Origin of the sequence: Methylomonas sp. LL1, from assembly GCF_015711015.1 — a bacterium.
Classification (GTDB): domain Bacteria; phylum Pseudomonadota; class Gammaproteobacteria; order Methylococcales; family Methylomonadaceae; genus Methylomonas.
The window spans coordinates 3,296,292-3,320,947 of record NZ_CP064653.1; the positions used below are offsets into that span (position 1 = coordinate 3,296,292).

18 protein-coding genes are annotated in these 24,656 nt (G+C 54.7%); 8 read left to right on the forward strand and 10 right to left on the reverse strand.

Translation table 11 applies throughout. From position 1 onward, the window contains the following. Positions 1-14: 14 nt before the first annotated feature. The 6 genes from IVG45_RS15350 to rlmH form a co-directional block, all read right to left on the reverse strand. Positions 15-602 (reverse strand): outer membrane protein assembly factor BamC, encoded by a 588-nt coding sequence (locus IVG45_RS15350; RefSeq protein WP_230874610.1) that lies wholly within the window; start codon positions 600-602, stop codon positions 15-17. Further along, the gene (locus IVG45_RS15355) at positions 599-1,417 is read right to left on the reverse strand and encodes a carbon-nitrogen hydrolase family protein (RefSeq protein ID WP_196434670.1); all 819 of its coding nucleotides are present in this window, start codon (positions 1,415-1,417) and stop codon (positions 599-601) included. The genes IVG45_RS15350 and IVG45_RS15355 overlap by 4 nt, the downstream gene beginning before the upstream one ends. Positions 1,418-1,535: 118 nt before the next feature. Next, positions 1,536-5,321 carry a YhdP family protein gene (locus IVG45_RS15360; protein ID WP_196434671.1) on the reverse strand — a complete coding sequence of 1,262 codons (3,786 nt, stop codon included), beginning with the start codon at positions 5,319-5,321 and terminating at the stop codon, positions 1,536-1,538. Between the two features lie 12 nt (positions 5,322-5,333). Beyond that, the gene (gene rng / locus IVG45_RS15365; protein ID WP_196434672.1) at positions 5,334-6,788 is read right to left on the reverse strand and encodes a ribonuclease G; all 1,455 of its coding nucleotides are present in this window, start codon (positions 6,786-6,788) and stop codon (positions 5,334-5,336) included. Continuing rightward, positions 6,785-7,360, reverse strand: coding sequence for a Maf family protein (locus tag IVG45_RS15370; RefSeq protein ID WP_196434673.1), 576 nt, complete (start codon positions 7,358-7,360; stop codon positions 6,785-6,787). Before IVG45_RS15370 ends, rng begins: the two co-directional genes overlap by 4 nt. 4 nt (positions 7,361-7,364) lie before the next feature. After that, on the reverse strand, positions 7,365-7,829 hold the full coding sequence (rlmH, locus tag IVG45_RS15375) for a 23S rRNA (pseudouridine(1915)-N(3))-methyltransferase RlmH (protein WP_196434674.1): 465 nt from the start codon (positions 7,827-7,829) through the stop codon (positions 7,365-7,367). A gap of 359 nt (positions 7,830-8,188) precedes the next feature. On the opposite strand from rlmH, the gene IVG45_RS15380 reads away from it, so the two are divergent. From IVG45_RS15380 to IVG45_RS15410, 7 genes are all read left to right on the forward strand, one after another. Continuing rightward, the gene (locus IVG45_RS15380) at positions 8,189-9,661 is read left to right on the forward strand and encodes a complex I subunit 4 family protein (protein ID WP_196434675.1); all 1,473 of its coding nucleotides are present in this window, start codon (positions 8,189-8,191) and stop codon (positions 9,659-9,661) included. Between the two features lie 61 nt (positions 9,662-9,722). After that, positions 9,723-12,926: a DUF2309 domain-containing protein gene (locus tag IVG45_RS15385; protein ID WP_196434676.1), complete on the forward strand. Its 3,204-nt coding sequence runs from the start codon at positions 9,723-9,725 to the stop codon at positions 12,924-12,926. A gap of 2 nt (positions 12,927-12,928) precedes the next feature. Beyond that, positions 12,929-14,500 carry a proton-conducting transporter transmembrane domain-containing protein gene (locus IVG45_RS15390; RefSeq protein WP_196434677.1) on the forward strand — a complete coding sequence of 524 codons (1,572 nt, stop codon included), beginning with the start codon at positions 12,929-12,931 and terminating at the stop codon, positions 14,498-14,500. Continuing rightward, positions 14,497-16,038: a complex I subunit 4 family protein gene (locus tag IVG45_RS15395; RefSeq protein WP_196434678.1), complete on the forward strand. Its 1,542-nt coding sequence runs from the start codon at positions 14,497-14,499 to the stop codon at positions 16,036-16,038. Before IVG45_RS15390 ends, IVG45_RS15395 begins: the two co-directional genes overlap by 4 nt. Next, positions 16,031-17,551, forward strand: a complete 1,521-nt coding sequence (locus tag IVG45_RS15400; protein ID WP_196434679.1) for a complex I subunit 4 family protein — start codon at positions 16,031-16,033, stop codon at positions 17,549-17,551. The genes IVG45_RS15395 and IVG45_RS15400 overlap by 8 nt, the downstream gene beginning before the upstream one ends. 262 nt (positions 17,552-17,813) lie before the next feature. Beyond that, complete coding sequence (gene can / locus IVG45_RS15405; protein WP_196434680.1) at positions 17,814-18,446, forward strand: carbonate dehydratase; 633 nt, start codon at positions 17,814-17,816, stop codon at positions 18,444-18,446. Between the two features lie 37 nt (positions 18,447-18,483). Then, positions 18,484-20,043 carry a SulP family inorganic anion transporter gene (locus tag IVG45_RS15410; protein WP_196434681.1) on the forward strand — a complete coding sequence of 520 codons (1,560 nt, stop codon included), beginning with the start codon at positions 18,484-18,486 and terminating at the stop codon, positions 20,041-20,043. A gap of 146 nt (positions 20,044-20,189) precedes the next feature. Here IVG45_RS15410 and IVG45_RS15415 read toward each other — a convergent pair whose 3' ends face one another. The 4 genes from IVG45_RS15415 to IVG45_RS15430 form a co-directional block, all read right to left on the reverse strand. Next, positions 20,190-21,257 carry a phosphotransferase enzyme family protein gene (locus IVG45_RS15415; RefSeq protein WP_230874611.1) on the reverse strand — a complete coding sequence of 356 codons (1,068 nt, stop codon included), beginning with the start codon at positions 21,255-21,257 and terminating at the stop codon, positions 20,190-20,192. Next, positions 21,254-21,841, reverse strand: coding sequence for an RdgB/HAM1 family non-canonical purine NTP pyrophosphatase (rdgB, locus tag IVG45_RS15420; protein ID WP_196434683.1), 588 nt, complete (start codon positions 21,839-21,841; stop codon positions 21,254-21,256). Before rdgB ends, IVG45_RS15415 begins: the two co-directional genes overlap by 4 nt. Beyond that, the gene (gene rph, locus IVG45_RS15425; protein WP_196434684.1) at positions 21,838-22,590 is read right to left on the reverse strand and encodes a ribonuclease PH; all 753 of its coding nucleotides are present in this window, start codon (positions 22,588-22,590) and stop codon (positions 21,838-21,840) included. The genes rdgB and rph overlap by 4 nt, the downstream gene beginning before the upstream one ends. 135 nt (positions 22,591-22,725) lie before the next feature. Beyond that, positions 22,726-23,622: a serine/threonine protein kinase gene (locus IVG45_RS15430; RefSeq protein WP_196434685.1), complete on the reverse strand. Its 897-nt coding sequence runs from the start codon at positions 23,620-23,622 to the stop codon at positions 22,726-22,728. A gap of 55 nt (positions 23,623-23,677) precedes the next feature. On the opposite strand from IVG45_RS15430, the gene IVG45_RS15435 reads away from it, so the two are divergent. Next, entirely contained in the window at positions 23,678-24,529 is an 852-nt protein-coding gene (locus tag IVG45_RS15435) for a YicC/YloC family endoribonuclease (RefSeq protein WP_230874612.1), read from the forward strand. Positions 24,530-24,656 lie beyond the last annotated feature (127 nt).

Below are 24,656 nucleotides of genomic sequence, written 5' to 3' on the forward strand. Positions count from 1 at the left end.
GAATAAGCAGCAATTTATTCCTCTTCTTTGTTCCGGTCGCGATTGATGATTTTTTCATCTATGGCTTTATGCAACAGACGCACCAGCTCGGCGGAACCATCTTCGCCAAACTCAAGTTCGTCCGGCTTATTCAGCGCGACATTCACCACCATGCCGCGGACACCTTCTTTAAGGGTGATGATGTATTCGGCTTCGGCGTAGTCATTGTTGAAAAACACATCCAGTACGCTCTCTTCCTTGCCACCGGTATCGGGGTCGTATTTGACCTGGAAGCGGGTTTCTTCCCGGTTTTTGTCCAACACTTCAATATTGCTGATTTTGAGTGCGGTAGCTACCATCTCCCAGGCCCGTTCAGGACGGGTTTTCAGCGTCAGTACCGGTTTACTGCCATCGTCTTCAAAAGCCATCAGGTCCGCCAAGGCCGATGACCTGGGCTTGAGATCGTCTGGGGCAACTACCGGTTGGGTATGCGTGTGCTCAATCGGCAACACTGGCGGCATTTCTAGTTGGTGGATGTCGCGGTATCGATCGGAGGTATCCGCGCAACCCAACAACAGCAAGGTCGGCAAACCGTAAACCAAGTTTTTCAACATAGCTTTCATTCGCAAAAATACCGGCGGTGTTCAAGAGCCGGGAAGGCGGCACGAGTCTTTTCAAGCCGGCTTTTATCCACATCGGCGCAAACAATGCCTGGCCCGATTTTAAAACAATCCAGCACGACTCCCCAGGGATCGACAATCATGCTGTGGCCGAAGGTTTGCCGGCCATTGACATGAAAACCGCCTTGATTGGGTGCAATTACGTAACACAGGTTTTCGATCGCCCGCGCGCGTAACAAAACTTCCCAATGCGCCGCGCCGGTTTTGGCGGTAAATGCCGATGGAATCACCAAAATATCCAAGCCCTTGCGGGACATAGGGCGGAAAAACTCAGGAAAACGCAAATCATAGCAAACCGCGATGCCCAAACGGCCAAACGGCGTATCGATCACGCAAGATTGATCGCCGGCTTCCACCGAATCGGATTCGCGGTATTCTTCGGCGGTATCCGGAACACTAACATCGAACAGATGCACCTTATCATACCGGGCCACGCGATGGCCTTGATCGTCGTAAACCAAGCAACTGGCGCGTACTTTTCGGTCCGCGTTGGCGACCATCGGCAGCGTGCCACCGACCACCCAGACCGCGTATTTTTTAGCCACCGAGGCCAGAAAGTCCTGAATCGGGCCATCGCCATCGGTTTCCCGAACATTGACCTTATCGTATTCGTTCATACCCATGATGGCGAAGTTTTCCGGCAATGCGACCAGTTTGGCGCCGGCCTTGGCGGCTTCGGCAATTTGCCGCTCCGCTTCCAAAAGATTGGCATTGACTTGCGGGCCCGAGGCCATCTGTATGGCTGAACAGATTGTCATAGAGTATTCCTAGGTTGTTTATTATTTTTGAAATGCATCACCACGAATATCAGGCGGTCGCCGGAAGACTATAGGCAAGCCTGGCAATCACAACTGACCCTGACCCATATCTGTTTCATCAATCAGTGAGCCAGCCGAAATCAGTTAGTCCACGCCAGGTTTTATTCAGCAAACCATCCTCGTCATGCAAGGGCGTGACCTGGACGTTGCCCCAGGCACCCGACAACTGATATTGCGAGCCGAAAAAATAGCCCTCTTTATAATCATCGGTCACCACCTGGGTGATGATACTGGCGATACCTCCCACGATTGTACCAGCAATGGGCACCGCGCCGGAACTCTTGGGCACTACGGCGACCCGCTGATCCAGCGTCTTGTCGGCCAGATTGACGAAACCCGCCAAATTAAAGGTTGCAGCCACCGCGTCCACTGTCAGATCGTCGGTAAATGCCATCCCATCCTTGATTTTATACCGGCCCTTGATTTGATCGAAAGCCAATCCCTGCCGATAGACATCGCTGAAATCCAGACTCAACCGCTTGACCCACTGTTCCATCGCGATTAATCCCAACAAACGGCCAAAGCCGGGCTCGATACTGGAAATACGCCCATCCTTCAGGTCGATCTGCAATTGGCCATTCAGTCTATCCAAACCAAATTGATGCGGCCCGCCTCGCCAATCGCCCTTGAAACTGATGTCGGCCGTGGTTTCCTTAATATCGTCGGTAAATCCCAATTGAGATAGAAACTCGCCGAAATCATCGGCTTGCAACTTACCTTTGATTTGAGTTGTCGTGCCCGTCAACTGTTTGAGCCAGTCGGCCGTCAGATCGATTTTGCTTTTTGGACCGTGCAATTGAACTTTCTTGAAATGAATACCATTGATCAAGCGCTCGGTCTGCAATTTAAGCGCCCCTAGCTCCACCGATCGCCACCATAATTGTTTGCTCTGGATGTCGATCAACGGTAAATCGGTCACAACCTCGTCGGCTGCCTCGAGACTGAATTTATCCATGGCCGAAAGGTTAAGAAAATCCATATCCAGGTTGATGCGATTGTTGCCGCCAAGCTGATCCGGAATAATGAAACGCCCCTTGGCCATCGCGCTATCGATACTGCCTTGCCAGCTCTGATTAAGATGCCGCAGGCGCGATTGGAATGCCCCCAGTTCCCGGCCTTGCCAGATCAATTGGTCGGTATCGATATTAACTTCTCTAGCTTCAAGTTGCTTGGCTTTGTCACTCGCGCTGAAAGCGGCTAGCGCTTGAGAGAGATTAAAAACGGGCTGCCTCACATCCAGTTTTAGACCCACGGGTTCAAAGCGATAAGCCTGGCCCGGACCGAATACGATATGCGCCGAATGCAGCGTGTCGCGATTTTTATCGATCAAAAACAAAGCCTGTAATTGGTCGCTATAGTGCAGTTCCAGTGGTAATTTCGCCGTATCGTCGAATTGAAAATCCAGGCTTAGCGGCTTCTCCTCGTTCGGGCTTTTGGTCAGCCCCGTCAAACCCTCGATGCTGACGCCTTTTAATCCGGTGGTTATACTCAACAAGCCCGGCAACTGAGTTTGGTAAGGTAGCGTCAGGCGGGCGTTATAAGAAAATGCGCCATTGACGCTGTCATGGTGCAAAAGAGCGAATTGTTTTTCCAGCATCTCGACGCTAGTTATACCTTCGATAGCCAAATAGGTCGCTTGGTCGTCACTACTCAAATGGCCCTGGACCGGATAACCCAAGGTGCGGGCATCGATGCGAGTGCTACCGATACGCTCTTCGGTGAAATTCAAAATCCCCTTGATGCCGTCCACTCTTAAATTAATCGGCTTGACGGTTAATTGCGCGCCATTTAGATGTGCATCAACATTGACCTTGACCGGTTCGGTCTCGGCGTAAGGAATTTTTAAATCCAGATCGACGCGGGCATCGCCTTCGCTGTTGATCAGTTTAGCTATGGGATCTATCTTTTGCCTTAGCGGGGATTTTTGCAAAAAAGCCAGGCTGTTCATGATTTTTGAGTGGACCTGTCCCCAGACATAGACATGCTCGCTATCGGCCAAGGCCGGAATGGTGACCAAAGCCTGATCGATCTCGACCTTTTCACTGCCGCCTTCCGCTATCGCCACCTGCAGGTCCTCGCCCCAAAACCGCACATCGGCATACAAATCGCGCAGATGCGGCCACTCTTCGTTGAATTGCAGCTCGCCGTTTTCGATGACGAACACGGTTTCGAATCGTCCCGGCCCGTTGGCGAACGGAAATTGATCCAACGCACCGTTGACAACCAGCTCGCCTTGATTGACCTGGCCAAAGATGAAAGCATGGTCCAACCAGTCGACCGCGCCCTCGTCCATGATTTTGGCCGGTAAATATTTAGGCGCTTGGCTGATGTCGTTAAACTGTCCAAACTTCGTGCGCAAATCGAGCACCGGTGAAGCATCGGACTTGGGCAACAGCAAGTTCAGATTGCTGACCGTGGCAAAATCGGCGCTGTCGGCCGCCAACCCTTGACTAAAAAACTGCCAGGCATCGGCCGTTTGCCACCAATGCAGCGTGCCGTGCAAGCGTTTGATGTCGATGGCATTTCTGAACCAGTTCGGCGCGTCGAATTGGGCATTTTGACTGTCTAATATAATTTGGCCGTAATCGTGAGTGACGCTGAATTGTCCGCTCAGATTTTGCAATTTCGGCATTGCTTCAAACTGTTGATTACCCAGTTGGTCGAATTTACCGCTGGCGGCATATTGCTGAAAACCCTTGTCGACATAGACACTGACATCCCGCAGACGGCCCTTGGGATTCAGCGCCAACCACTCGCTGTAATCGTTATCGGCCGGCATCACCAGCGGAGCTAGCAGCATGGCCGCCGGTAAATCCAGTTGCTTGATGACGGCGGATAGGTTTTCTTGCGCATCCAGTTGTAGATAAAACGCCCCGTCAGGCCAACGTTGATGATTGGCGAAGATGTTGACGTCATAGCCCGCCAGCCGCCAACGCCCATCGTTATCGCTCCAGGTGAAGCTAGCTTCAAAGGTATCCATCGCCAGCGGCTTGCCCTGATTTTTGCTGATTTTGAGCTGTTGGGCCTGAATATAACCGGCCACTTGGTAAGGGCTGGAATTTCGCCAAAAGCTCCAAAGCCGGATGTCGCCGGCGCCCGATTGCAGATTCAAACCTAGCGGCAAGTCGCCGGTGATCAACGGGCCGGCTTGCAGGTCGCTGCCCTCAATGTAAAGCTGGCCTTCGATGTCCTTGCCTTCGAAAATATTGCCCTTGAGCAGGGCGGAAATGCGCAGACTGTCGCCATAATGCCGAGGTAACTTGCTGGTTAAATGCACTTCGTGGCTTTTGTCGAAATAATGGTTTTTCAACACCAAATCGAAACGATCGAAATGCACGGCTTCGCCATGACGCTTCAAATCTTGCCAGGTAATTTCGCTGTCCAGAATTTCGTATTTTCCACCCCGTAACAACCACAACGGCTGTTCGTCACTGGCCTGCAATCCCTTGACAATCAAACTGCCGTCCAGATTGCGAATCAGGCTGACCTTGGCCCCCACCAGCGTCACTCGGCTGGACGATAGCAGGTCGCGGGTCAGCAGCAAATCCATGAAATCGATACCGAGCCGAATTTCCCGCAGCTGGATATCCGGCTTATTACGCGGATCGGCCGCCTCGATGCTGATCCCTCTGAGTATCACTTCGGGATTGAAGCCGCGCATGCCGGCTTCCATGGTACCGATACGAATCGGAAGATCGGTGGTCAGGCGGATTTTTTGTTCGAGCGCGGCCTGATAATCTTCTATATCGGCCAGAAAAATTCGCACCACGCTCAATAAAATCGCGGCCGCAATCAGCGACCAAAACAATAAATGACGGGTAGCGCGGGTCAGATGATGAATCACAAAACTTAATACCTACAACAAAACCACGTCGTAATGTTCCTGATTGTATTCGGATTCGGCCCGAATTTTGATCGCGACCTTCAGGAATACTTCCAGCTCGGCCAGCATATCGGCTTCCTCGTCCAGCAGCATTTCCACCACCTGCTCGGAAGCCAGCACCAGAATCTGCTGCACGCTGTATTGCCGCACCACCCGGATGATTTCGCGGAAAATCTCCAGGCAGATCGATTCGGCGGTTTTCAGTACACCGCGGCCGCCGCAGGTAGAGCAAGGCTCGCACAGGATATGCTCCAGGCTCTCGCGGGTGCGCTTGCGGGTCATTTCCACCAAGCCCAGCGCCGACACTTCGGTGATCTTGGTCTTGGCGTGATCCTTGTCCAGATTGCGCTGCAATGCGGTCAGCACCTGCTTCTTATGGTCATCGCTCTGCATATCGATGAAATCAATGATGATAATGCCGCCCAGATTTCGCAGCCGCAGTTGCCTGGAAATGGTCTGCGCCGCCTCCAGATTAGTCTTGAAGATGGTTTCTTCCAGATTACGGCCACCGACATAGCCGCCGGTGTTGACATCGACCGTGGTCATCGATTCGGTCTGATCGAACACTAGATGGCCGCCGGACTTGAGCTTGACCTTGCGGTCCAGCGCCTTGCTGATTTCGTCCTCGACGTTGTAGATGTCGAACACCGGCCGCTCGCCGGAATAATGCTCGATCACCGAGACGATTTCCGGCACGAAGGTTTCGGCGAACTCCACCAGGCGTAAAAAGGTTTCCTTGGAATCGACCCGGACTTTTTCGATGCCTTCCTTGTACAAATCGCGCAAGGTGCGCACGCTGAGCGGCAAGTCCTCGTGGATCAGGGATTTGACCTTGGCCTTTTTGCTCTTGTCCAGGATCGATTCCCACAGCTTGTGCAAAAAGGTCATGTCGGAATACAGAATCACGTCTTCCACGCATTCGGCGGCGGTACGGGCGATGAAGCCGCCGGGCACCGTGTGCTTTTGCAAATAGCTCTCGATACAGGCCCTAAGCCTTACCCGCTCTTCCTCGCACTCTATGCGTTGCGATACGCCGGAATTCGCGGCATAAGGCATGTAGACCTGATAGCGGGACGGTATCGAAATGTCGGTGGTCAGGCGAGCGCCCTTATTACCCAAGGGGTCCTTGGTAACCTGCACCACGATCTTTTGGCCTTCCTTCAAATAATGTTCGATATTGTCCGATCCGCCGGCCAACTCCTGGCTGTTGAAATCGGATAAATGCAAAAAGGCCGCCTTGTCCAGACCGATGTCGATAAACGCTGCCTGCATTCCGGGCAAAACCCGGCAGACCTCGCCCTTGTAAATATTGCCAACCAGGCCTTTCTGGCGCACGCGCTCGATGATCAATTCCTGCAATACGCCGTTTTCGATCACCGCCACCCGGGTTTCCGGCGGCGTGACGTTAATTAATATTTCTTCACTCATGCGATGACTTTAATCCCTTGTTTGGCTAATAGTTGTGCGGTTTCAAACAGCGGCAAGCCCATCACGCCGGAAAAACTGCCCGTAATCGATTCGATAAAAATACTGGCCAAGCCTTGAATGGCGTAAGCACCGGCCTTGTCACACGGCTCGCCGGTGTGCCAGTAGGCAACGATTTCCGCCTGACTCAAGGGCCTGAATCTGACCTCGCTGACGCTGACCGCCTGCCAATGATGATCGCCGCGTAGCGATACCGCGCTATAGACCTGATGGCTGCGGCCGGACAAGCGGCCAAGCATGGCGAAGGCATGCTCAAGATTATCCGGTTTGCCCATGATCAGACCGTCGCAGACCACGCTGGTATCGGCGGCTAAAACCGGCAGATTATCCTGCAATAATGCCCGGCAAGCCGCCGATTTTTCCGTTGCCACCCGCTCCACATAAGCCAAGGGCGATTCATGCGGCCAAGGACTTTCGTCTATATCCACCGCCTTGATCAAATGGCGAATGCCGATCTGAGTCAGTAATTCACTGCGGCGAGGAGAGGCGGAGGCAAGCACAATCTGTGGTGTCATGGAATTAACGGTGATAAGGATGATTATTTAATAGACTCCAGGCGCGATAGATTTGTTCAGCCACAATGACTCGCACCAGGGGGTGGGGGAAAGTCAGCGGGGACAGGCTCCAGGATTCCCGCGCCATATCCCTTACCTCGGCGGACAATCCTTCCGGCCCGCCCACCATCAACGCCACCGGCTGGCCATAACTCAGCCAACGTTCCAGCGCTTTGGACAAATCGGGCGTAGTCCAGGGTTTGCCGGGTATGTCCAACGTCACCATATGCGCACGGGCGGGTAGCGCCGCCAACATGCGTTCGCCTTCGTCCTTGGTGATACGGGCAATGTCGCCGCCACGGCGCTTATCGGGGGCGATTTCCTTCAACACCAGCTCGCATTCGCGCGGCAGGCGTTTAGCATATTCATTATAACCTTGCCGCACCCAGTCCGGCATTTTGTTGCCGACCGCAATTAGATGGATTTGCATGCTTTATGCGAGGCCGGACGGCATATCGCCTTGCGGAGACGGCCCGCTAAATTCAGCCGAATATAACGAGGCCGATCGGTCATAAATATGGCGGCATTGTGGTGCATGGCTTCGGAGCCCCTCTGGACAAAACTGAAAAAATTGTGGCCGGCTAGAGTACACGATGCCACCGGCTTTGCGAAATCAAACCAGCGGGATCATGATAAAAAATTCGGCCGCCCTCGCCATTTAAATAGCGCATGGCCGGATAAAACGCCCAGCCAAATGGGTTGAAATAAACCAATTTTTTTAAAATTGGCCTATTTCAACCAAACTCCTTTAGAATGTACCGCATATTGGACTTAACGCTACTTCTAACAATGGCAATCTTAAGCGCACTGCTGTGGACCCCGGCGCTGGGGGCGCTAATATTGGTTCCGGTTTCCGGCGACCGTATTGGCCTAATCAGAATCCTCGGCAATTTGATCACCTTGAGTGCATTTTTACTGACTTGCTGGCTGCTGATGGACTTCGATGCCGGCAATAGCGCAATGCAATTCGGCGAATTCTATCCACTCAATCCCAAGCTGGGCAGCGCCTACGCACTGGGTGTCGATGGGCTGTCGATGCCCATGCTGGTATTGGCAACGTTATTGACTTCCATCGCTTTGCTGGCGTCGTATTCGATAACCGACGGGGTCAAGGGCTATCACATTTGCATTCTGCTGCTGGAATTCGGCATGCTCGGCGTGTTTATGGCGCAAGACTGGGCCTTGTTTTATATCTTTTGGGAAGTCACGCTAATCCCACTGTTTTTTCTGATCGGCCGCTGGGGCGGCAAGCGCCGGCACGCGGCCAGTTTGAATTTTGTGCTGTACACCATGGGCGGCTCGGTGTTCATGCTGCTCAGCCTATTGGCGATCAGTCAATACGATCTGGAGCATCAAGGCTCGTTGATGGTTTCGATGGGGCAAGCGGCGCAAAGCATGCCGGTGCTGGAACAAGTGCTGGTGTTACTGGGCTTTTTGCTGGGTTTCGGCGTGAAGATGCCGATATTCCCGCTGCACGGCTGGCTGCCGCTGGCGCACGTCGAAGCCCCCAGCCCGGTCAGCATACTGCTATCCGGCATACTGTTGAAGATGGGTGCCTACGGTTTGCTGCGCACGGTGGTGATGCTGCCGGTTGCGGCTAAATTGATTCAGCCTGTGCTGGTGTTTTTGGCTTTGTTCGGCATGATTTACGGCGGCTTGCTGGCCTGGCGCCAACGCGATCTGAAGGCCATGGTGGCTTATTCGTCGCTGAGCCACATGGGCGTGGTGCTGCTGGGCATCGCCGCCTTGAATCAGACCGGTTTTACCGGCGCCATTTTGCAAATGAGCGCGCACGGCCTGATTGCCGGCGCCTTGTTTCTGCTAATCGGCCTGCTGTACGAACGCACCCATACCCGCAATATTCAGGATTACAGTTCGCTGGTACAGGTGATGCCGCGCTTCGCCGCCTTCACCACGCTGACGTTGTTGGCGGCCATGGGCTTACCCGGCTCGGTCGGCTTTATCGCCGAACTGCATACGCTGATCGGCGGCTTTCAACAATGGGGCGGACTGATGCTGTTTTTTAGCCTCGGCATCCTAATCAGCGCCGCCTATGCCATGCGCACCATCGGCTTGTTGTTCACCGGTCCGGTCAAACCGCAGATGCAGCGCATCAGCGACCTGAAACCGGTCGAATTAATGGCTTCGGGCATCCTGGTGATCGGCATTGTCTGGTTCGGCTTGCTGCCCGCGCCACTGATCGAATTATCGACCGCGACAGTGGGACGGATGATGGCGGTGATCGGAGAGCGACTGCCGTGAACCCTGCAAACATCCTCGGACTTAAACCCTCTTTCGCCTTGGCTCACCCACCAGTTTAATCATGCAAGCGCCCTCAGCCAATCACGATTCCATGCGCAAAAGCATACTCGATGCCATTCACCACCTGGATCATGTGCTGCCAGGGCAGGCGCCGATTCACGACTTCGTGCATCACAACACCTTGCACGGCTTTCAGCATTTGCCGTTCGAACAGGCTTTGGCCGAGTTTACCGCGCTGACCGGCATAAGCTGTTATTTGCCAGACCAGCAATTTCGAAGCTTTTATCGCGAAGGCCGCATCAGCGACGACGACATTAATACGGTCCTGGAGCGGCAATTCGCGCTATCCGCACAGCCCGAGGTTTGCTCGGTAGCCGGCAAAACCGTTACCCGCCAACAACTTTACCGGTTGGCATTGCTGCACGACCCGCAGCCAATAACACCCAGCCAATTGCGCTGGCAAATTCAGGAACTGGGCATACTGGATACACGGGCCGAGGACGAAACAGGCCACGCCTTGTGGAATGCCATATTGGATCAACTGGAACTGCAATTACCGGAGCTGCATCCCGAGGACTTGCTGGACTTATCCACCGAACAAGCCGCCAGCTGGCTACCCAATTCCGCGACCAAGGTCGAGCAACGCATGCGGCAACACGCCGCCGACCAGTTGACCGCTTTATTCGCGGCTGTCGGTGAAGGCCTATCCCTACGCGGACTGGTGCTGGCGTTGACCGGCCAGGACGTGCTGGACAAGGTGCGCCCCCAACTGATTCGCCTGTGCGCCTCATTACTGGATGAAGGCCTGGCGGCATGGCGTTTACCTAGCCGGCGGGACTTGGGCCTGTACCAGGCTTGGTTGCATAGCGCCGATTACGATGCCTTGCCGATTTTTCAAGAGTTGGCCGACTGGCAAAGCCTAAAAGCGGGACTGCCGGAAGATGCGGTCGAAGCGATTATTCAACAACTCCAAGCCCTTGCCATCCCATCGGATCGCTGGCCCGGTTATTTACAACGTCTGGCGCTGGAACTACCCGGCTGGTCGGGTTTGATCAACTGGCGCCAAACCCATCCCCATTATCATGCCGATGAAGCCACCCAGCCTTTACTGGCCGATTATCTGGCGATGCGTTTGATCCTCGATCGCTTGTATCTGCGCCAACTCTGCAAGGAACAGTGGCGTTGCGAGGCCGGTTACGACAAGTTGCGGGCTTATTTCGATAAAAACAAGGCCGAATTTGCCGTCAGGCAGGCCTTGTTCGGCGGCCAATTGCCGGAATATCTGGCGCAATCCGGACAAGCACTGGCAGGCGAAGCCTCGGCTAATCCTCGAGCGTGGCAAGCGTTGGCCGAACGTATCTGGACCTGGCAACACAGTCCGCTGGCAAGCCATCCCTCCAACAAACTCAGCGTCTATAACCATGGCTGGCGCCTGTTCCTGATTTGCCGGTGGCTGGAATTGAAATCCGGCGAAGTTCGGCAGTTAAGCAAAAATCAGTTACTGAGCTGGCTGGACCTGATCGACAGTTTTAATCAACAGCAACGTAGCCTTGCCTGGCTGAATGCCTACGAACGGCATTACCAGCAAGACCTCTTGCAAGCCCTGCATGCCAATCACGATCGCGGGCGCTGGGCGCGGCGCGACCGTCGACCGGAAGCACAAATCGTGTTCTGCATGGACGATAGGGAGGAAGGTATCCGCCGCCATCTGGAGGAATTGAACCCTGCAATCGAGACGCTAGGCGCGGCGGGCTTCTTCGGCGTGTCGATGAACTATCAAGGTCTGGACGACAGCAGGCTCACGCCGCTATGCCCGGTGGTGGTGACACCGTCCCACAACGTCCGAGAACAGAGTCAAGCCGGCCAGGAAACCCGGTTAAATCGCCATCGGCACGGTCTTAAATTGAAGCGGCGCATTGCCGATTTGCTGCATCATGGTTTGCGCCGCGATGCACTGTTGGCTTATCCGTTGATCAACGCAATCGCGCCGTTGACGCTGGCCGGTTTGCTGGCAAAAAGCTTCTTTCCCAAGGCTCAACAACGCCTGATGGCCGCCATGGCTGGGGCCGTCGCGCCGGAGCCGGCCACTTACTTGGATTTCAACGCCGCCGACCCGGACAGTCCGGCCACGCCGCAACAGCCACGCCCCGGATTCAGCGATAGAGAGCAGGCCGAACGCATCGCCGGCTTCCTGCGCAATACCGGCTTGACCTACGGCTTTGCCGAGCTGGTGGTACTGATGGGCCATGGTTCGATCAGCCAGAACAACCCGCATCTATCCGCCTATGATTGTGGCGCCTGCAGCGGCCGCCACGGCGGACCGAACGCACGCCTATTCGCGGCGATGGCCAACCGGCCCGAGGTACGCAAATTGTTGGCCGAAGGCGGCATCGCCATCCCGGAAGACACCTGGTTTATCGGCGCGGAGCACAATACCTGCGACGAAGACATTGTTTGGTTCGACCAAGCCGATGTGCCGTCCGAGCGTCTGCCGGCACTGGCTGGATTCATCGAACAAATGCGTCATGCCCAACGCCTGTCCGCGCACGAACGCTGCCGGCGGCTGGCATCGGCGCCTCGCCGGCCGTCCCCGCAACAAGCCTTGCGGCATTTCCTGGGGCGAGCGGCCGATTTTTCCCAGGCCCGCCCGGAACTCGGACACGCCACCAACGCCTCGGCCTTGGTCGGTCGGCGTTCGTTAACCCAGGGCGCGTTCTTCGACCGCCGTTTGTTTTTGATTTCCTACGACCCGACCCAGGATCCTGATGGCACGGTGCTGGAAGGCATCTTGTTGGCGGTCGGACCGGTCGGCGCCGGCATCAATCTGGAATATTACTTCTCCACGGTCAATAACGAACGCCTGGGCTGCGGCTCCAAGGTGCCGCACAATTTGACCGGGTTTTTCGCGGTGATGGAAGGCGCCGGCAGCGACTTGCGCACCGGTTTGCCCCGGCAGATGATCGAGATTCACGAGGCGATGCGGCTACAACTGGTGGTTGAAGCCAAGACGACGGTGTTGGAGAAAATCTACGCCCGTCAGGAAAGTTTGCGGGAATTGATAAGCGGCGGCTGGGTGCATCTGAGCGCCAAGGACCCCGACAGTGGCGAGATTTTTGTGTTTGAACGCGGTATCGGCTTCGCGGCCTGGCGGCCGGTGGATATTGAATTGCCGTTGCGTAACGATTCGCCTGACTGTTATCGAGACCAGACCCAGCCGGTGCCGCCGATGTTGATCAATCAACCTGATTTAATCGGAGCCGTTTGATCATGGCTGCCTGGATTGTGTTTGTCCCTTTATTGCCATTGCTGGCGGCCCTGCTGATCGGCGGCCTGCATTTTTTCCAGATTATCGACGGCGAAGCCGATGAAAAATCCACGGCACGGATTGGCTTAACGGCCATCAGCTTATCGGTGTTGATCTCGCTGGCAATCTTGGCTGGCGATTTATCCGGCCAGCTTGCGGATTCGTATCATGTCGGCAACTGGCTGGATAGCGGCAAACTGACGATAGCCTTTAAATTACAAACCGGAGGCTTTAACCTGTGGCTGGCGACCTTGTTTGCGTTGCTGCTGCTGATCGTGATGCGGTTTTCGGTGAACTATTTACACCGCGAGGCCGGCTTTCACCGCTTCTTTTTCATTCTGAATCTATTCGCGGCGGCCATGCTGTTGCTGGTGTTGTCCGGCAACGCACTGTTCACCTTTGTCGGCTGGGAAGTGGCCGGGGTCTGTTCATACTGGCTGATCGCTTACGCCTACAACAGGCCGGTGGCCGCGCATAACGCCACTCGCGCCTTCGTCACCAACCGGGTGGGCGATGGCGGATTTATGCTGGGCATCGCCCTGGCCTTGATCTGGCTGGAAAACTGCGATTGGCAAGCCATCAACGGCGGCGTGGCCGATCTGGCGCGCGGCGACGCCACGCTGCTGGCCTTGAGTTTCGCGCTGGCGGCCTTCGCCAAATCGGCGCAAGTCCCTTTTACCCCTTGGCTGGCCCGGGCGATGGAAGGGCCCACGCCATCCAGCGCGGTATTTTACGGCGGCGTGATGATACATGCCGGCGTGTTTTTGATCATTCAACTGCAACCCTTGTTTAGCCAGGCGCCGTTGGCCATGTGGGTTTTGGCCATGGTCGGCGGGTTGACCGCAATTTACGGTTATTGGGTGGGCTTGAGCCAAACCGATATTAAAAGTTCGCAGCTGTTCGCCACCTCGGCGCAACTGGGTTTGATGTTCCTGGAATGCGGCTTGGGCTTCTGGACGCTGGCGGCCTGGCATCTTTGCGCGCATGCCGTGGTGCGCTGTTATTTGCTGCTGACGGCACCCTCGATTTTGCATGCTACCCACGGCCGGCCAACCAAACCGGTACCGTCGGCTTTAGCCAATTGCCGTTGGGCTTTTATGGCTTCGTTGCAGCGTGGCTGGCTGGAGCCGGCCATGGATTTAGTCCTGGTCAAACCGATACTGCAACTGGCCAGGGATATGCGCGCGATAGACGACCGTATTATCGACCCGGCCTTGGGCGTACCCGCCCCGGCCATCAAAGCCATTTCCTCGCTGGCGCAATGGGAAGAACGGAAAATGGGAGCCAATCTGGATAGCGAGGAAGATAGCTTTGCCCAGGGCAGCGGCCTGGCCGGCAAGCTGGCGCAATGGACGGCGGCGTTGTTGAGTTGGTTTGAATACCACTTTATCTTGCGCGGCATCGGCAGTGACTCGATCCATCTCGGCCGGCGCCTGGGACGGACCGCCAATCGTTTCGAGCAATTGTTGTTAAGTCCGCGCTATCTGGCGCTGTTTGTGTTGATCACCCTGATGGTGGCGCTGGGGTATCAATGATGACCGATATCGTTTACTGGTCTTCGGCCACTTTTTTTCCGCTGTTAAGCACGCTGACCCTGGTGCCGTTGCTGAGCATGGCGGCGGTGCTTCTGACCCGCCCCTTTTATATCCTGCCTCTGGCGCTCGCCGGCGCTCTATTGAACGTATTGCTGAGCCTCTATTTATTGCACGTATTCGATTCGGAAGCGCCCGGCATTCATCTGGCTGAAAACCTGAATATTTTGGGCTTGGGCTACCGGGTCGGGGTCGACGGCACCAATGTGCTGTTCATACCACTGACGGCCATTCTGGGTTTGCTGGCTTTGATATATACGATGATTACCCGCCATCGTAGCGACCGTTTATTCGTGGCCTGCCTGCTGGCCTATCAGGCTATTTTGATCGGTGCATTCGCGGCCCTGAACGCGATGCAATTCTGGTTTTGGTGTTTGCTGGAACTGGTACCGGTGGTACTGCTGACGGTGTCGGCCGGCACCGGCCGGCAGCGTAACCAGGTGATCAAAACCGTGTTGCAATATTGGCTGTCCGGACTGGCGATGAGTCTGGCCGGTTTCTTGCTGCTAGGCTTCGGCCTGGCGGAAAACGGCATGGCCTTGAGTTTCGACTGGCTGGCTCTGAAGCATCATAATCTGGCAATTCCGAACGAAACGCTGATTTTCATCCTGTTATTTTTCGGGTTTGCGGTGAGGATGCCGCTGTTTCCATTTCATGCCTGGCTGCCATTGTTGGCCGAACACGGCACCGCCGCCAGCGCGGCGATTTTCCTGACCGGCCTGAAGCTGGGAATCTACGCCCTGATTCGTTTTATTTTGCCGTTGGTACCGGGCGCCGCCGAGCAATGGGTTCATTTCGTGGTCGGCCTAGGGTTGATCGGAATTTTCTACGGCGCCTTGCTGGCACTGATGCAAATCAACATGCGCCGCCTGCTGGCGTTCGCGGTGATCAGCCATACCGGCATGTTGGCGATTGGGGTATTTTCGTTTAACGATTTTGCGTTGGAAGGCAGCATTCTGCTGTCGGTGGCTTACGGCTTGGCTACAGCCGGCATGCTGTTCAGCATCGGGTTGATTTACGAGCGCACCCGCACCTCGTTTTTACCACGCCTGGGCGGATTGTTCGTAACCAATACCACTATCGCCTTGCTGTTTCTGGTTTCGGCCCTGAGCACGATGGTGATGCCGGGTACTCCGGGTTTCGATGCCGCGCATTTGCTGATCGAAGGCACCATCGAGGAGCACGGCTGGCTGACCGCGATCGCCATTTTACTGGGCAACGTACTGGCGGCCGGCTTTCTGCTGTGGGCGTTCCAGCGCCTGTTCATCGCCAACTCCAAACGCCGTATCCAGCCCTACAGCAGTATTCATCACCCGGTATTGCTGGAGAGGATTATCGCCTTGACGATTTGCGGCCTGCTGATCGGTACCGGATTTTACACCACGCCCTGGCTTAAGTTTATCGATCAGGAAGCCAGTGAAATCGGCGAACATTATCCCAAGCATCACAGCCACCATATGAACGTTCCGCATCATGATTGATAGTTTCCCCTTGCTTTCGTTATGCCTGACCTGGCCGATACTGGGCGCGGTGCTGCTGGCTTTTATCCGGAATCCGCAATGGGCCAAGCGTTTTACCCTGCTGGTGGCCGGCCTTGAGTTAGTGATCGCGCTGGTGGTCGTGCATGGATTCGACCCCAATATTGGCGGGTTTCAACTGCGGGAAGAATATGCCTGGATACCGGGTCTGAATATTCATTATCAATTAGGCATCGACGGCATCTCGGTGTTGTTTTTGCCGATGACGGCCTTGGTTACGTTGATGGCATTATTGGCCAGCTGGAATACGGTACAACACTTGAGCCGTTTTCATCTGGCGCTGATGCTGCTGCTGGAAACGGTCACCATCGGCGTGTTTACCGCGCTGGATCTGGGGCTGTTTTTTCTGTTCTGGGAGCTGACATTGCCGCCGATTTTCTTTTTGATCGGCCTCTGGGGCATAGGCGCCGAGCGGCGCTATGCGGCAATGAAATATACCTTGTATATGCTGTTTGGCGGGATTCCGCTGTTGTTTGGCTTTATTTTGCTGGCGCTTAATCATGCCCATCTTACCGGGGGCGATATTCCTGGGGATTTGGTGTTTAGCCTGCCGGTTTTGTTGAACACGCCGCTCGCCACGGCGGACCAAGGCCTGATTTTTCTGTTGTTGATGCTGGGATTTGCGGTAAAAGCGCCGTTGCTGCCGTTTCATACCTGGCTGCCGACCGTGGCAATGGAGGCACCGACCCAAATCAGCGCGTTGTTGATGGCGTTGAAACTCGGTGTGTACGGAATTTTGCGCTTTGCCATTCCGCTAGCGCCCTCGGCGGCCATCGAACATCGTTGGCTGTTGGCTATCATCGGTGCCATAACGCTGGTCTATGCCGGATTGATTGCGCTACAACAAACCAATCTGCGCCGATTGCTGGCCTATTCCGGCATCAGCCACGTCGGCCTGGTGTTGATGGGGATTGCCTCGTTTACCTTACAAGGCTTGCAGGGCGCGGTGATGCAGTTGCTGAATTTCAGCATCGTGGCCGGTAGTTTGATGTTGGTCGCCGGCATGATACAGCAGCGCCTGGGCAGCACTGATCTGGTTCATCTCGGTGGTCTGGCCAAGCCGATGCCGCGTTTAACCACGCTGTTTTTTCTATTTGGCTTGTCCAGTATCGGCGTCCCGCTGACCAACGGTTTTCCGGCCGAACTCTTGCTGTTGATAGGCGTATTAGAAGCTTACCCATCCTTGGCAATAGCCGGTTTATTTGCCGCCGTGTTAGGCGCGGCCTATTTGTTGGGGTTTGTCAGGCGCGGTTTTTTCGGGCCGATCACACACGCCGACGTTGCCGGGTTGCGGGATATACGGCCACGCGAACTACTGTTATTGGCGGTGCCAGCTTTATTGGTGCTGATGTTGGGCCTGTATCCTCAATGGCTGTTATCCAGCCAGGAAGTCACGCTGATTGGCTGGCTGCAGCGTTTACATCAACCCACCGGCGTGCTGGTAACCCGCATCTAACGGATGACAAGCCGGGACAACGATTCCATCGATCCGGGTCCAATTGAGTTGGGTAGGGATACAGCACATTTTTAGGATTAGCCGACAAATTCAATAGCGATTCAAAACTAATTCTTGAACAGTTTAAGCATTTGCCATATAGTTTCGATTCGATATATTAATTCAACCGACCGATACTCCTTGCTTGTTGTTGAACCGATGAACAATCATGCTTAAACGCCATCTACACCCTTGCAAATTAACCTAATAAAGGATGAGTCTTATGCTTACACCCGAGAAGTTATTACTGGAAAACAAAGCCTGGTCCGAAGAAGTCAGCAAAAAAAATCCTGAATTTTTTCTGCAGTTGGCAAAGGAACAAAAGCCCGAATTTTTATGGATAGGCTGCGCCGATAGCCGCGTGCCGGCTGAAACCGTGGTCAATGCACAACCCGGAGAAATCTTCGTGCACCGCAATATCGCCAATCAGGTGATCATGACCGACTTCAACTGCCTGAGCGTGCTGCAATATGCGGTGGACGTCCTGAAAGTGAAGCACATCATCGTCTGCGGACACTATGGCTGTGGCGGTGTCAAGGCTGCGTTACAGCCGCAGAAGTCCAATCTGGTAATCGCCAACAAATGGCTGATGCACATCAAGGATGTCTATCGTTTGCACCAGGAAGAACTGGAATCGATTTCACCCGAGAAAAAAATAGACCGCATGATCGAATTGAACATCATCGAACAGGTTTACCGGCTCGCCCACACCTCCATCATTCAGTGGGCCTGGAAGCATGGCCACAAGCCTTCGCTGCACGGCTGGGTATACGGTCTGAACGACGGATTGATCGATGAGCTGATCAAACTGGATCACAACACCCAAATCAATCCGATTTATCGATACGCCGACTAGTACCTGCCGCTGGGCAATGACTTAAGAGAACTTAATAATGAAATCCCATGTCAATTATTATCTGAGTAACCTGGGCAAGGATATTCCGGCCAGCATTGTTGTATTTCTGGTGGCATTGCCGTTGTGCCTGGGGATTGCGCTGGCCTCCGGCGCGCCGCTGTTTTCCGGCGTGATTGCCGGCATCATCGGCGGCATCATCGTCGCCTGGGGCAGTGGCTCCCATCTGAGCGTTTCCGGACCCGCCGCCGGCCTGACCGTGATAGTGTTCGACGCCATAGCAACCCTGGGCAATTTCAACGCATTTTTATTGAGCCTGGTGTTTGCCGGCGCCTTGCAAATGACGCTGGGTTTTCTGAAGGCCGGCTTGATCGGAGCCTTCTTTCCGGCTTCGGTGATCAAGGGCATGCTGGCGGCAATCGGCATGATTCTGATCATCAAACAGACACCGCATGCCACCGGTTACGACACCAGTTTCGCCGGCGATGAAAGTTATATGCAGGAAACCGCCAAATCGAGTTTTTTCGAACTGGTCGAAGCCTTACAAGGCATCTCGCCCGGCGCGACCGTGGTCAGCGGTGTGGCCCTGCTGATCCTGATCGTCTGGGAAACCGGATTTCTTAGACGCCTAAGCCTGGTGCGCATGATTCCTGGACCGCTGCTGGCTGTGGTGTGGGGCGTGGGCTATAACATCTGGGCCCAGCAGTATATGCCGGAGTGGGCCATCAGTGAAAAACACATGGTGTCGTTGCCGGAGCTGGGATCGGCCTCCAATTTTATCGCCCAGCTCCGCCTGCCGGATTTCAGCTATCTCAACAATCCCAAGGTCTACAGTATTGCGGTGACGCTGGCGATCATTGCCAGCCTGGAAACCCTGCTCAGCATCGAGGCGGTCGACAAACTGGACCCTCATAAACGCATCGCGCCGACCAATCGCGAACTAAAGGCACAGGGCTTTGCCAATATGACCAGTGGATTGGTCGGCGGACTACCGATTACCGCCGTTATCGTGCGTAGCGCGGCCAACATTAACTCCGGCGGTCAGACCCGCATGTCCAGTTTCTTTCACGGTATTTTGTTGCTGGTCAGCGTACTGTTTTTTGCCCAATATTTGAACATGATACCGCTGGCTTGTCTGGCGGCCATTCTGTTGCAAACCGGTTATAAACTGGCCAAGCCAGCGCTATTGGTCGAGTTTTACCGCAAGGGCTGGAACCAGTTCCTGCCCTTTGCCATCACCGTTATCGCCATTTTGTTTACCGACTTGCTGGAAGGTATCGTCATCGGCATGGGCGTGGGCATATTCTTCGTGTTACGGGCTAACTTCCATGAAGCGATGACGCTGACTCAGCACGGCCCGCATTATTTGCTGCGCCTGCACAAGGACGTCTCCTTTTTAAATAAGGCATTGCTGCGCAAACATCTGAGCAGTATCCCGGAAGACAGCGAATTGCTAATCGACGGCAACAAGGCGCTGTTCATCGATCAGGATATTCTGGAAACCATCGCCGACTTTATGCTGGCGGCTCCGGACAATAATATATCCGTCGAAATTCAAGGTTTTAGCGTGGCCAATGTCGTGCCGAGTTCGGGACACTAGCCAGGACAATAAAGGATGTAATCCCATCTCAACCTAACCCGCCTGGAAAGCCCGTCCCGCGTTACCGATGTCGTTCCCACTGGGGCTTTGCCCCTCGCAATGGGCTGCACTGTTCCGAGTGCAGCCCTTTTTTCGGACTTGAGCCGTCAACCGGCCCCGCGTAATGCCTTAATCAGCCGTTCGATTTCGGCGCGCCGGCCAGCGATATCCGAGCACAAGGCAAACTGAGCCAGTGCCCGTTCCAGGTTATGCCGTGGCCTGTCTACCTTGAAATAACGGTTGCCGTTCAAATAGTCGCTAAAGAAACGCAAACCCAACTCGAACGGAATCAACCATATGGCCGGATATAGAAAGTCGTAATCGCTTGCGCTGAAAAAACTCCCGGCTTCTTCCAGATAGCTTTTCAGGATAATCGCGCAACGATCGAGATCGAAGCGATTGCCGGCTTTGTCATGACAGCTCGAGCGCAGGCAGTCGCCGATGTCGTAATGCACCAGTCCCGGCTTGACGGTATCCAGATCGATCAGGCTGACGATGCGGTGGCTGCCCGGTTCAAACAGAAAATTGTTCAGCTTGGGGTCGCCATGTATCACGCGCGGCTGTAACTCACCGGCTTGCATTGCCTGCTCCAGAACATCGATATGACTTTGCCGGGATTCGATAAAGGCTTGGCAATAACGAAAGTCGTCATCGCTTGCCACTTGCGCCGGTTGACTGATCAGTTCCCGATATTGTTGGAAATAAGCGGGGGTGACATGAAAGCCTGGCAAGCTGTCATGCAGCAAGGCCGGCGACAGGTCGCTGCACAGCCGATGAAAATGGGCCAAAGCCCAACCGATTTGCCCGGCCTGGTCGGCATTCTGTATCTGCTCGCGGCTTTCCGCCGGGCTGATCAGTTGCAGTGCGCGCCAAATTTGCTTCTGTTCGTCCTGATAAAACGGCTTGCCATTTAGGCTATAGACGATATCCGGAATTTTCAGGCGCACCGAGCCGGCCGGTTTTTGCCGAATATGCCGGCTCAGTTGAGCCAGATTATGCATGACTTGTCGCGGATGCGGGAACACCCGAGGATTGATGCGTTGCAGCACAAAACTATCCACGCCGCAGCTGACCAAAAAAGTATCGTTGATCAGGCCATTCCCCAATGGCCTGATATCGATCAGACTGTGGCCCTGGGCAAATTGCCCGGCCACTTCGAATAAGCGCGCAGTCACCTTCCTAGCAGCTGTTGGCTGAGTAATCTCAAGGCCTGGCCGCGATGGCTGATGGCGTTTTTCAGCTCCGGCGCCAGTTGCGCCGACGAGCATTGATGCTCGGCCACCCAAAACACCGGATCATAACCAAAGCCGTTTTCGCCCACAGCCTCAGGCAAAATACTGCCTTCCCATACCCCTTGGGCAATCAGAGGAGTCGGATCAGATGCGTGGCGCAGGTAGACCATCACGCAAATAAAGCGTGCCGAGCGTTGTGCCCGCGGGACGGAATGCATGTCCAGTAAAAGTTTGTCCAGATTGGCTTGGTCGGATGCGCCAATGCCGGCATAACGGGCCGAAATCACTCCAGGCGCGCCATTCAAGGCGTCCACCACCAGCCCGGAATCGTCGGCAATGGCCGGCAGATTGCAATGCAGGGAAGCGTTGCGGGCCTTGATGATGGCGTTTTCGATAAACGTCATCCCGGTTTCTTCGGGTTCCAGCACATTGAATTGCGATTGCGGCAAAATTTTATCGTTTTGCAGAATAGCCTGAATCTCGCGAATCTTGCCGGGATTACTGCTGGCTAAAACAATCGAGCTCATGCGTCTCGGGCCGCGTTTTCGCCGATTTGTTTGGCGATTTTCAGCGCTTCGCGCTGTTTTTCGATCAGTTGGTTGATGCCGATCTCCGCCAGTTCCAGCATTGCGTTGAGTTCGTCTTTTCTAAACGCATGGCCTTCCGCCGTACCTTGCACCTCGATGAAGTGTCCAGCTTCGTTCATCACCACGTTCATGTCGGTTTCGGCCTGGCTGTCTTCGGCATAGTCCAGGTCCAACACCGGCACGCCGGCGAAAATACCGACCGACACCGACGCCACCTGGCCGTGCAGCGGGCTTTTCTTGATGCGTTTGGTTTTTAGCAGATGTTCGATCGCAATCGACAAGGCAACGAAACCACCGGTGATCGATGCGGTGCGTGTACCGCCGTCGGCCTGAATCACGTCGCAGTCGATGGTGATGGTGTGTTCGCCCAGTGCTTTCATATCCAACGCCGCGCGCAGGGAACGGCCGATCAGGCGCTGAATTTCCAACGTGCGGCCGCCCTGTTTGCCTCGGCCGGCTTCCCGGTCCATCCGGCTGTGGGTGGAGCGGGGCAGCATGCCGTATTCGGCGGTAACCCAGCCTTCGCCCTTGCCTTTCAAAAAGCGCGGCACATTGGTATCGACACTGGCCGTGCATAACACCCTGGTATCACCAAATTCGACCAACACGGAACCTTCGGCATGCTTGGTGTAGTGGCAAGTAAAACGTATTTCGCGCAGTTGGTCGGGGTTGCGTCCGCTAGGTCTCATGATGGTCTCGCAGGATAGAAAACTGCGGCATTATACGTGCTTTAGCGGGCTATTTTTGAACAATTGGCGCGGCTGCGCGAGCCATGTCCACCCAAACCGGGCACGACCAGCTAATGACAGTAATTTACTACCACATCAGGCATTTAGGGCCTGCTCCAACTCGGCAACGGTTTGAGGGCGATCGGCGGGATTTATCTGCATCGCCCAATCAATGGCTTGCAGCAAAGACTCGGGAAACTTGCGTTTATAAGCTTTTACCGCCGGAAGCAACCCGTCATGCCCGAGGCGGTCGGTCGACGCGGGGGGAACCTTCAAATCCAGGCAAGCCCGCATGCTGGCGCCGACCGCATAAATATCCGTCCACGGCCCGATATTGCCACGATTATCGTATTGCTCGACCGGCGAAAAGCCATTGGTCAGTACCTTGGCCCGGTTAGAGGATGGGGGGCTGGGAAACTTGCGAATGGCGCCAAAGTCCAGTAACAAAGGATCACTGTCGGCTCTGATCAAAATATTGGCGGGCTTGATGTCCAGATGCACCAAATGGTGACTGTGAATGACCTCGACCCCCTTCAACAACAACCTGAATACCGTCAGCAAAAAATCATCGGTGATCGGCAGGATTTTCTTTTGCAGTATCCTGTCCAGCGTGATGCCGTAATCGTAAGTCATCACCATGTAGACCGTTTCATTGGCCTGAAAAAAATTGATGACCTCGACGATGTTGTGATGCTTCAAGGTCGCCAACACCTTGGCTTCCTCGAAAAACAAGGCTCGCCCGCGCATGAACATCTGCCGGGCTTCTTCGTCATTGGGCGTGACGACATTGTTCCAGGTTCGGTGCGCCAGCTTCCGGGGCAAGTATTCCTTGATCGCCACCTGAATCTGATCTTCCAACTGCCTGGCCAGATAGACAGAGCTGAAACCGCCATGCGCAAGCTCCCGCTCTATCATGTACTGATCTATAATGGTGCCCGATTGCAGGTAGTTCCACTGCTGAGGGTAGGTTTCCGGGTCGTAATATTCGGCCATTGTTAATACGTTTCGCGGGTTATCGCGCGATTATAGGTGAAAAATGATCAGAAGCATGACTGCGTTTGCGGACGGCGAAATTAACGTCGAAAACTTGACCATCCTCTGCGAACTGCGCTCGGTCAATCATCGCTACAGTGATGTCAGCGTCAAACTGCCCGAACGCCTGCGCTTCGTTGAAGCCGATGTGCGCCGCCTAATCGGCGACAAGCTTAAACGCGGCAAGATCGAATGTGGATTAAGCTATAAAAAACACCCCAGCGCCCAGAGTTTCAATATTAATCCGGAAACCGTGCAAAAGTTGCTGGCCGCCACGACGGAAATCGAAACCCACATGGCTAACCCTCGGCCATTCTCCGCCTTGGATGTGCTGATGTTTCCCGGCGTGCAGCAGGACTCCGAAACCGACAGGGATGAATTGCGCGACAAAATCATTACCTTGCTGAATCACACCTTGGACAAGATGCTGGACACCCGCGCACGGGAAGGCGCGCAACTGGCGGGACTCCTGGCGGACCGGTGCGAAAAAATCGGCCAGTTGGTGGATGCGGCCAACCTTCGCATGCCGGAAGTGCTGAATAATTTGCGTACCAAACTGATCGCGCGAGTCACCGAACTGGTGGCCGAACCCAACTTCGACCGTTTGGAACAAGAACTGGCGCTGATGGCGCAAAAACTGGATGTAGCCGAAGAACTGGATCGTCTGCAAACTCATGTCACCGAAGTCACCCGCGCCCTTAAACAGGCCGAGCCGATCGGCCGCCGCCTTGACTTTCTGATGCAGGAAATGAACCGCGAAGCCAATACCCTAGGCTCGAAGTCCTCGGACCGCGACATGACCCAAATATCGATCGACCTTAAGGTACTGATAGAGCAAATGCGGGAACAGATACAGAACATTGAATGATGTTTCAGACTGTCCCTGACAGTCTCTCCACCCCACTACAGGCCGCGTAAATCGCGGCTTTTTTGTGCCTTGCTGTTTCATATTATCCCAGGGAAGCGCATAATATATGGACACCAGCGACTCAAAA

Bases quoted from the DNA above. Each gene is read 5' to 3' on its own strand.
- IVG45_RS15350 (WP_230874610.1), bottom strand. From the start codon at position 602: ATGAAAGCTATGTTGAAAAACTTGGTTTACGGTTTGCCGACCTTGCTG.
- IVG45_RS15355 (WP_196434670.1), bottom strand. From the start codon at position 1,417: ATGACAATCTGTTCAGCCATACAGATGGCCTCGGGCCCGCAAGTCAAT.
- rng (WP_196434672.1), bottom strand. From the start codon at position 6,788: ATGAGTGAAGAAATATTAATTAACGTCACGCCGCCGGAAACCCGGGTG.
- IVG45_RS15370 (WP_196434673.1), bottom strand. From the start codon at position 7,360: ATGACACCACAGATTGTGCTTGCCTCCGCCTCTCCTCGCCGCAGTGAA.
- rlmH (WP_196434674.1), bottom strand. From the start codon at position 7,829: ATGCAAATCCATCTAATTGCGGTCGGCAACAAAATGCCGGACTGGGTG.
- IVG45_RS15380 (WP_196434675.1), top strand. From the start codon at position 8,189: ATGGCAATCTTAAGCGCACTGCTGTGGACCCCGGCGCTGGGGGCGCTA.
- IVG45_RS15385 (WP_196434676.1), top strand. From the start codon at position 9,723: ATGCAAGCGCCCTCAGCCAATCACGATTCCATGCGCAAAAGCATACTC.
- IVG45_RS15390 (WP_196434677.1), top strand. From the start codon at position 12,929: ATGGCTGCCTGGATTGTGTTTGTCCCTTTATTGCCATTGCTGGCGGCC.
- IVG45_RS15395 (WP_196434678.1), top strand. From the start codon at position 14,497: ATGATGACCGATATCGTTTACTGGTCTTCGGCCACTTTTTTTCCGCTG.
- IVG45_RS15400 (WP_196434679.1), top strand. From the start codon at position 16,031: ATGATTGATAGTTTCCCCTTGCTTTCGTTATGCCTGACCTGGCCGATA.
- can (WP_196434680.1), top strand. From the start codon at position 17,814: ATGCTTACACCCGAGAAGTTATTACTGGAAAACAAAGCCTGGTCCGAA.
- IVG45_RS15410 (WP_196434681.1), top strand. From the start codon at position 18,484: ATGAAATCCCATGTCAATTATTATCTGAGTAACCTGGGCAAGGATATT.
- rdgB (WP_196434683.1), bottom strand. From the start codon at position 21,841: ATGAGCTCGATTGTTTTAGCCAGCAGTAATCCCGGCAAGATTCGCGAG.
- rph (WP_196434684.1), bottom strand. From the start codon at position 22,590: ATGAGACCTAGCGGACGCAACCCCGACCAACTGCGCGAAATACGTTTT.
- IVG45_RS15430 (WP_196434685.1), bottom strand. From the start codon at position 23,622: ATGGCCGAATATTACGACCCGGAAACCTACCCTCAGCAGTGGAACTAC.
- IVG45_RS15435 (WP_230874612.1), top strand. From the start codon at position 23,678: ATGACTGCGTTTGCGGACGGCGAAATTAACGTCGAAAACTTGACCATC.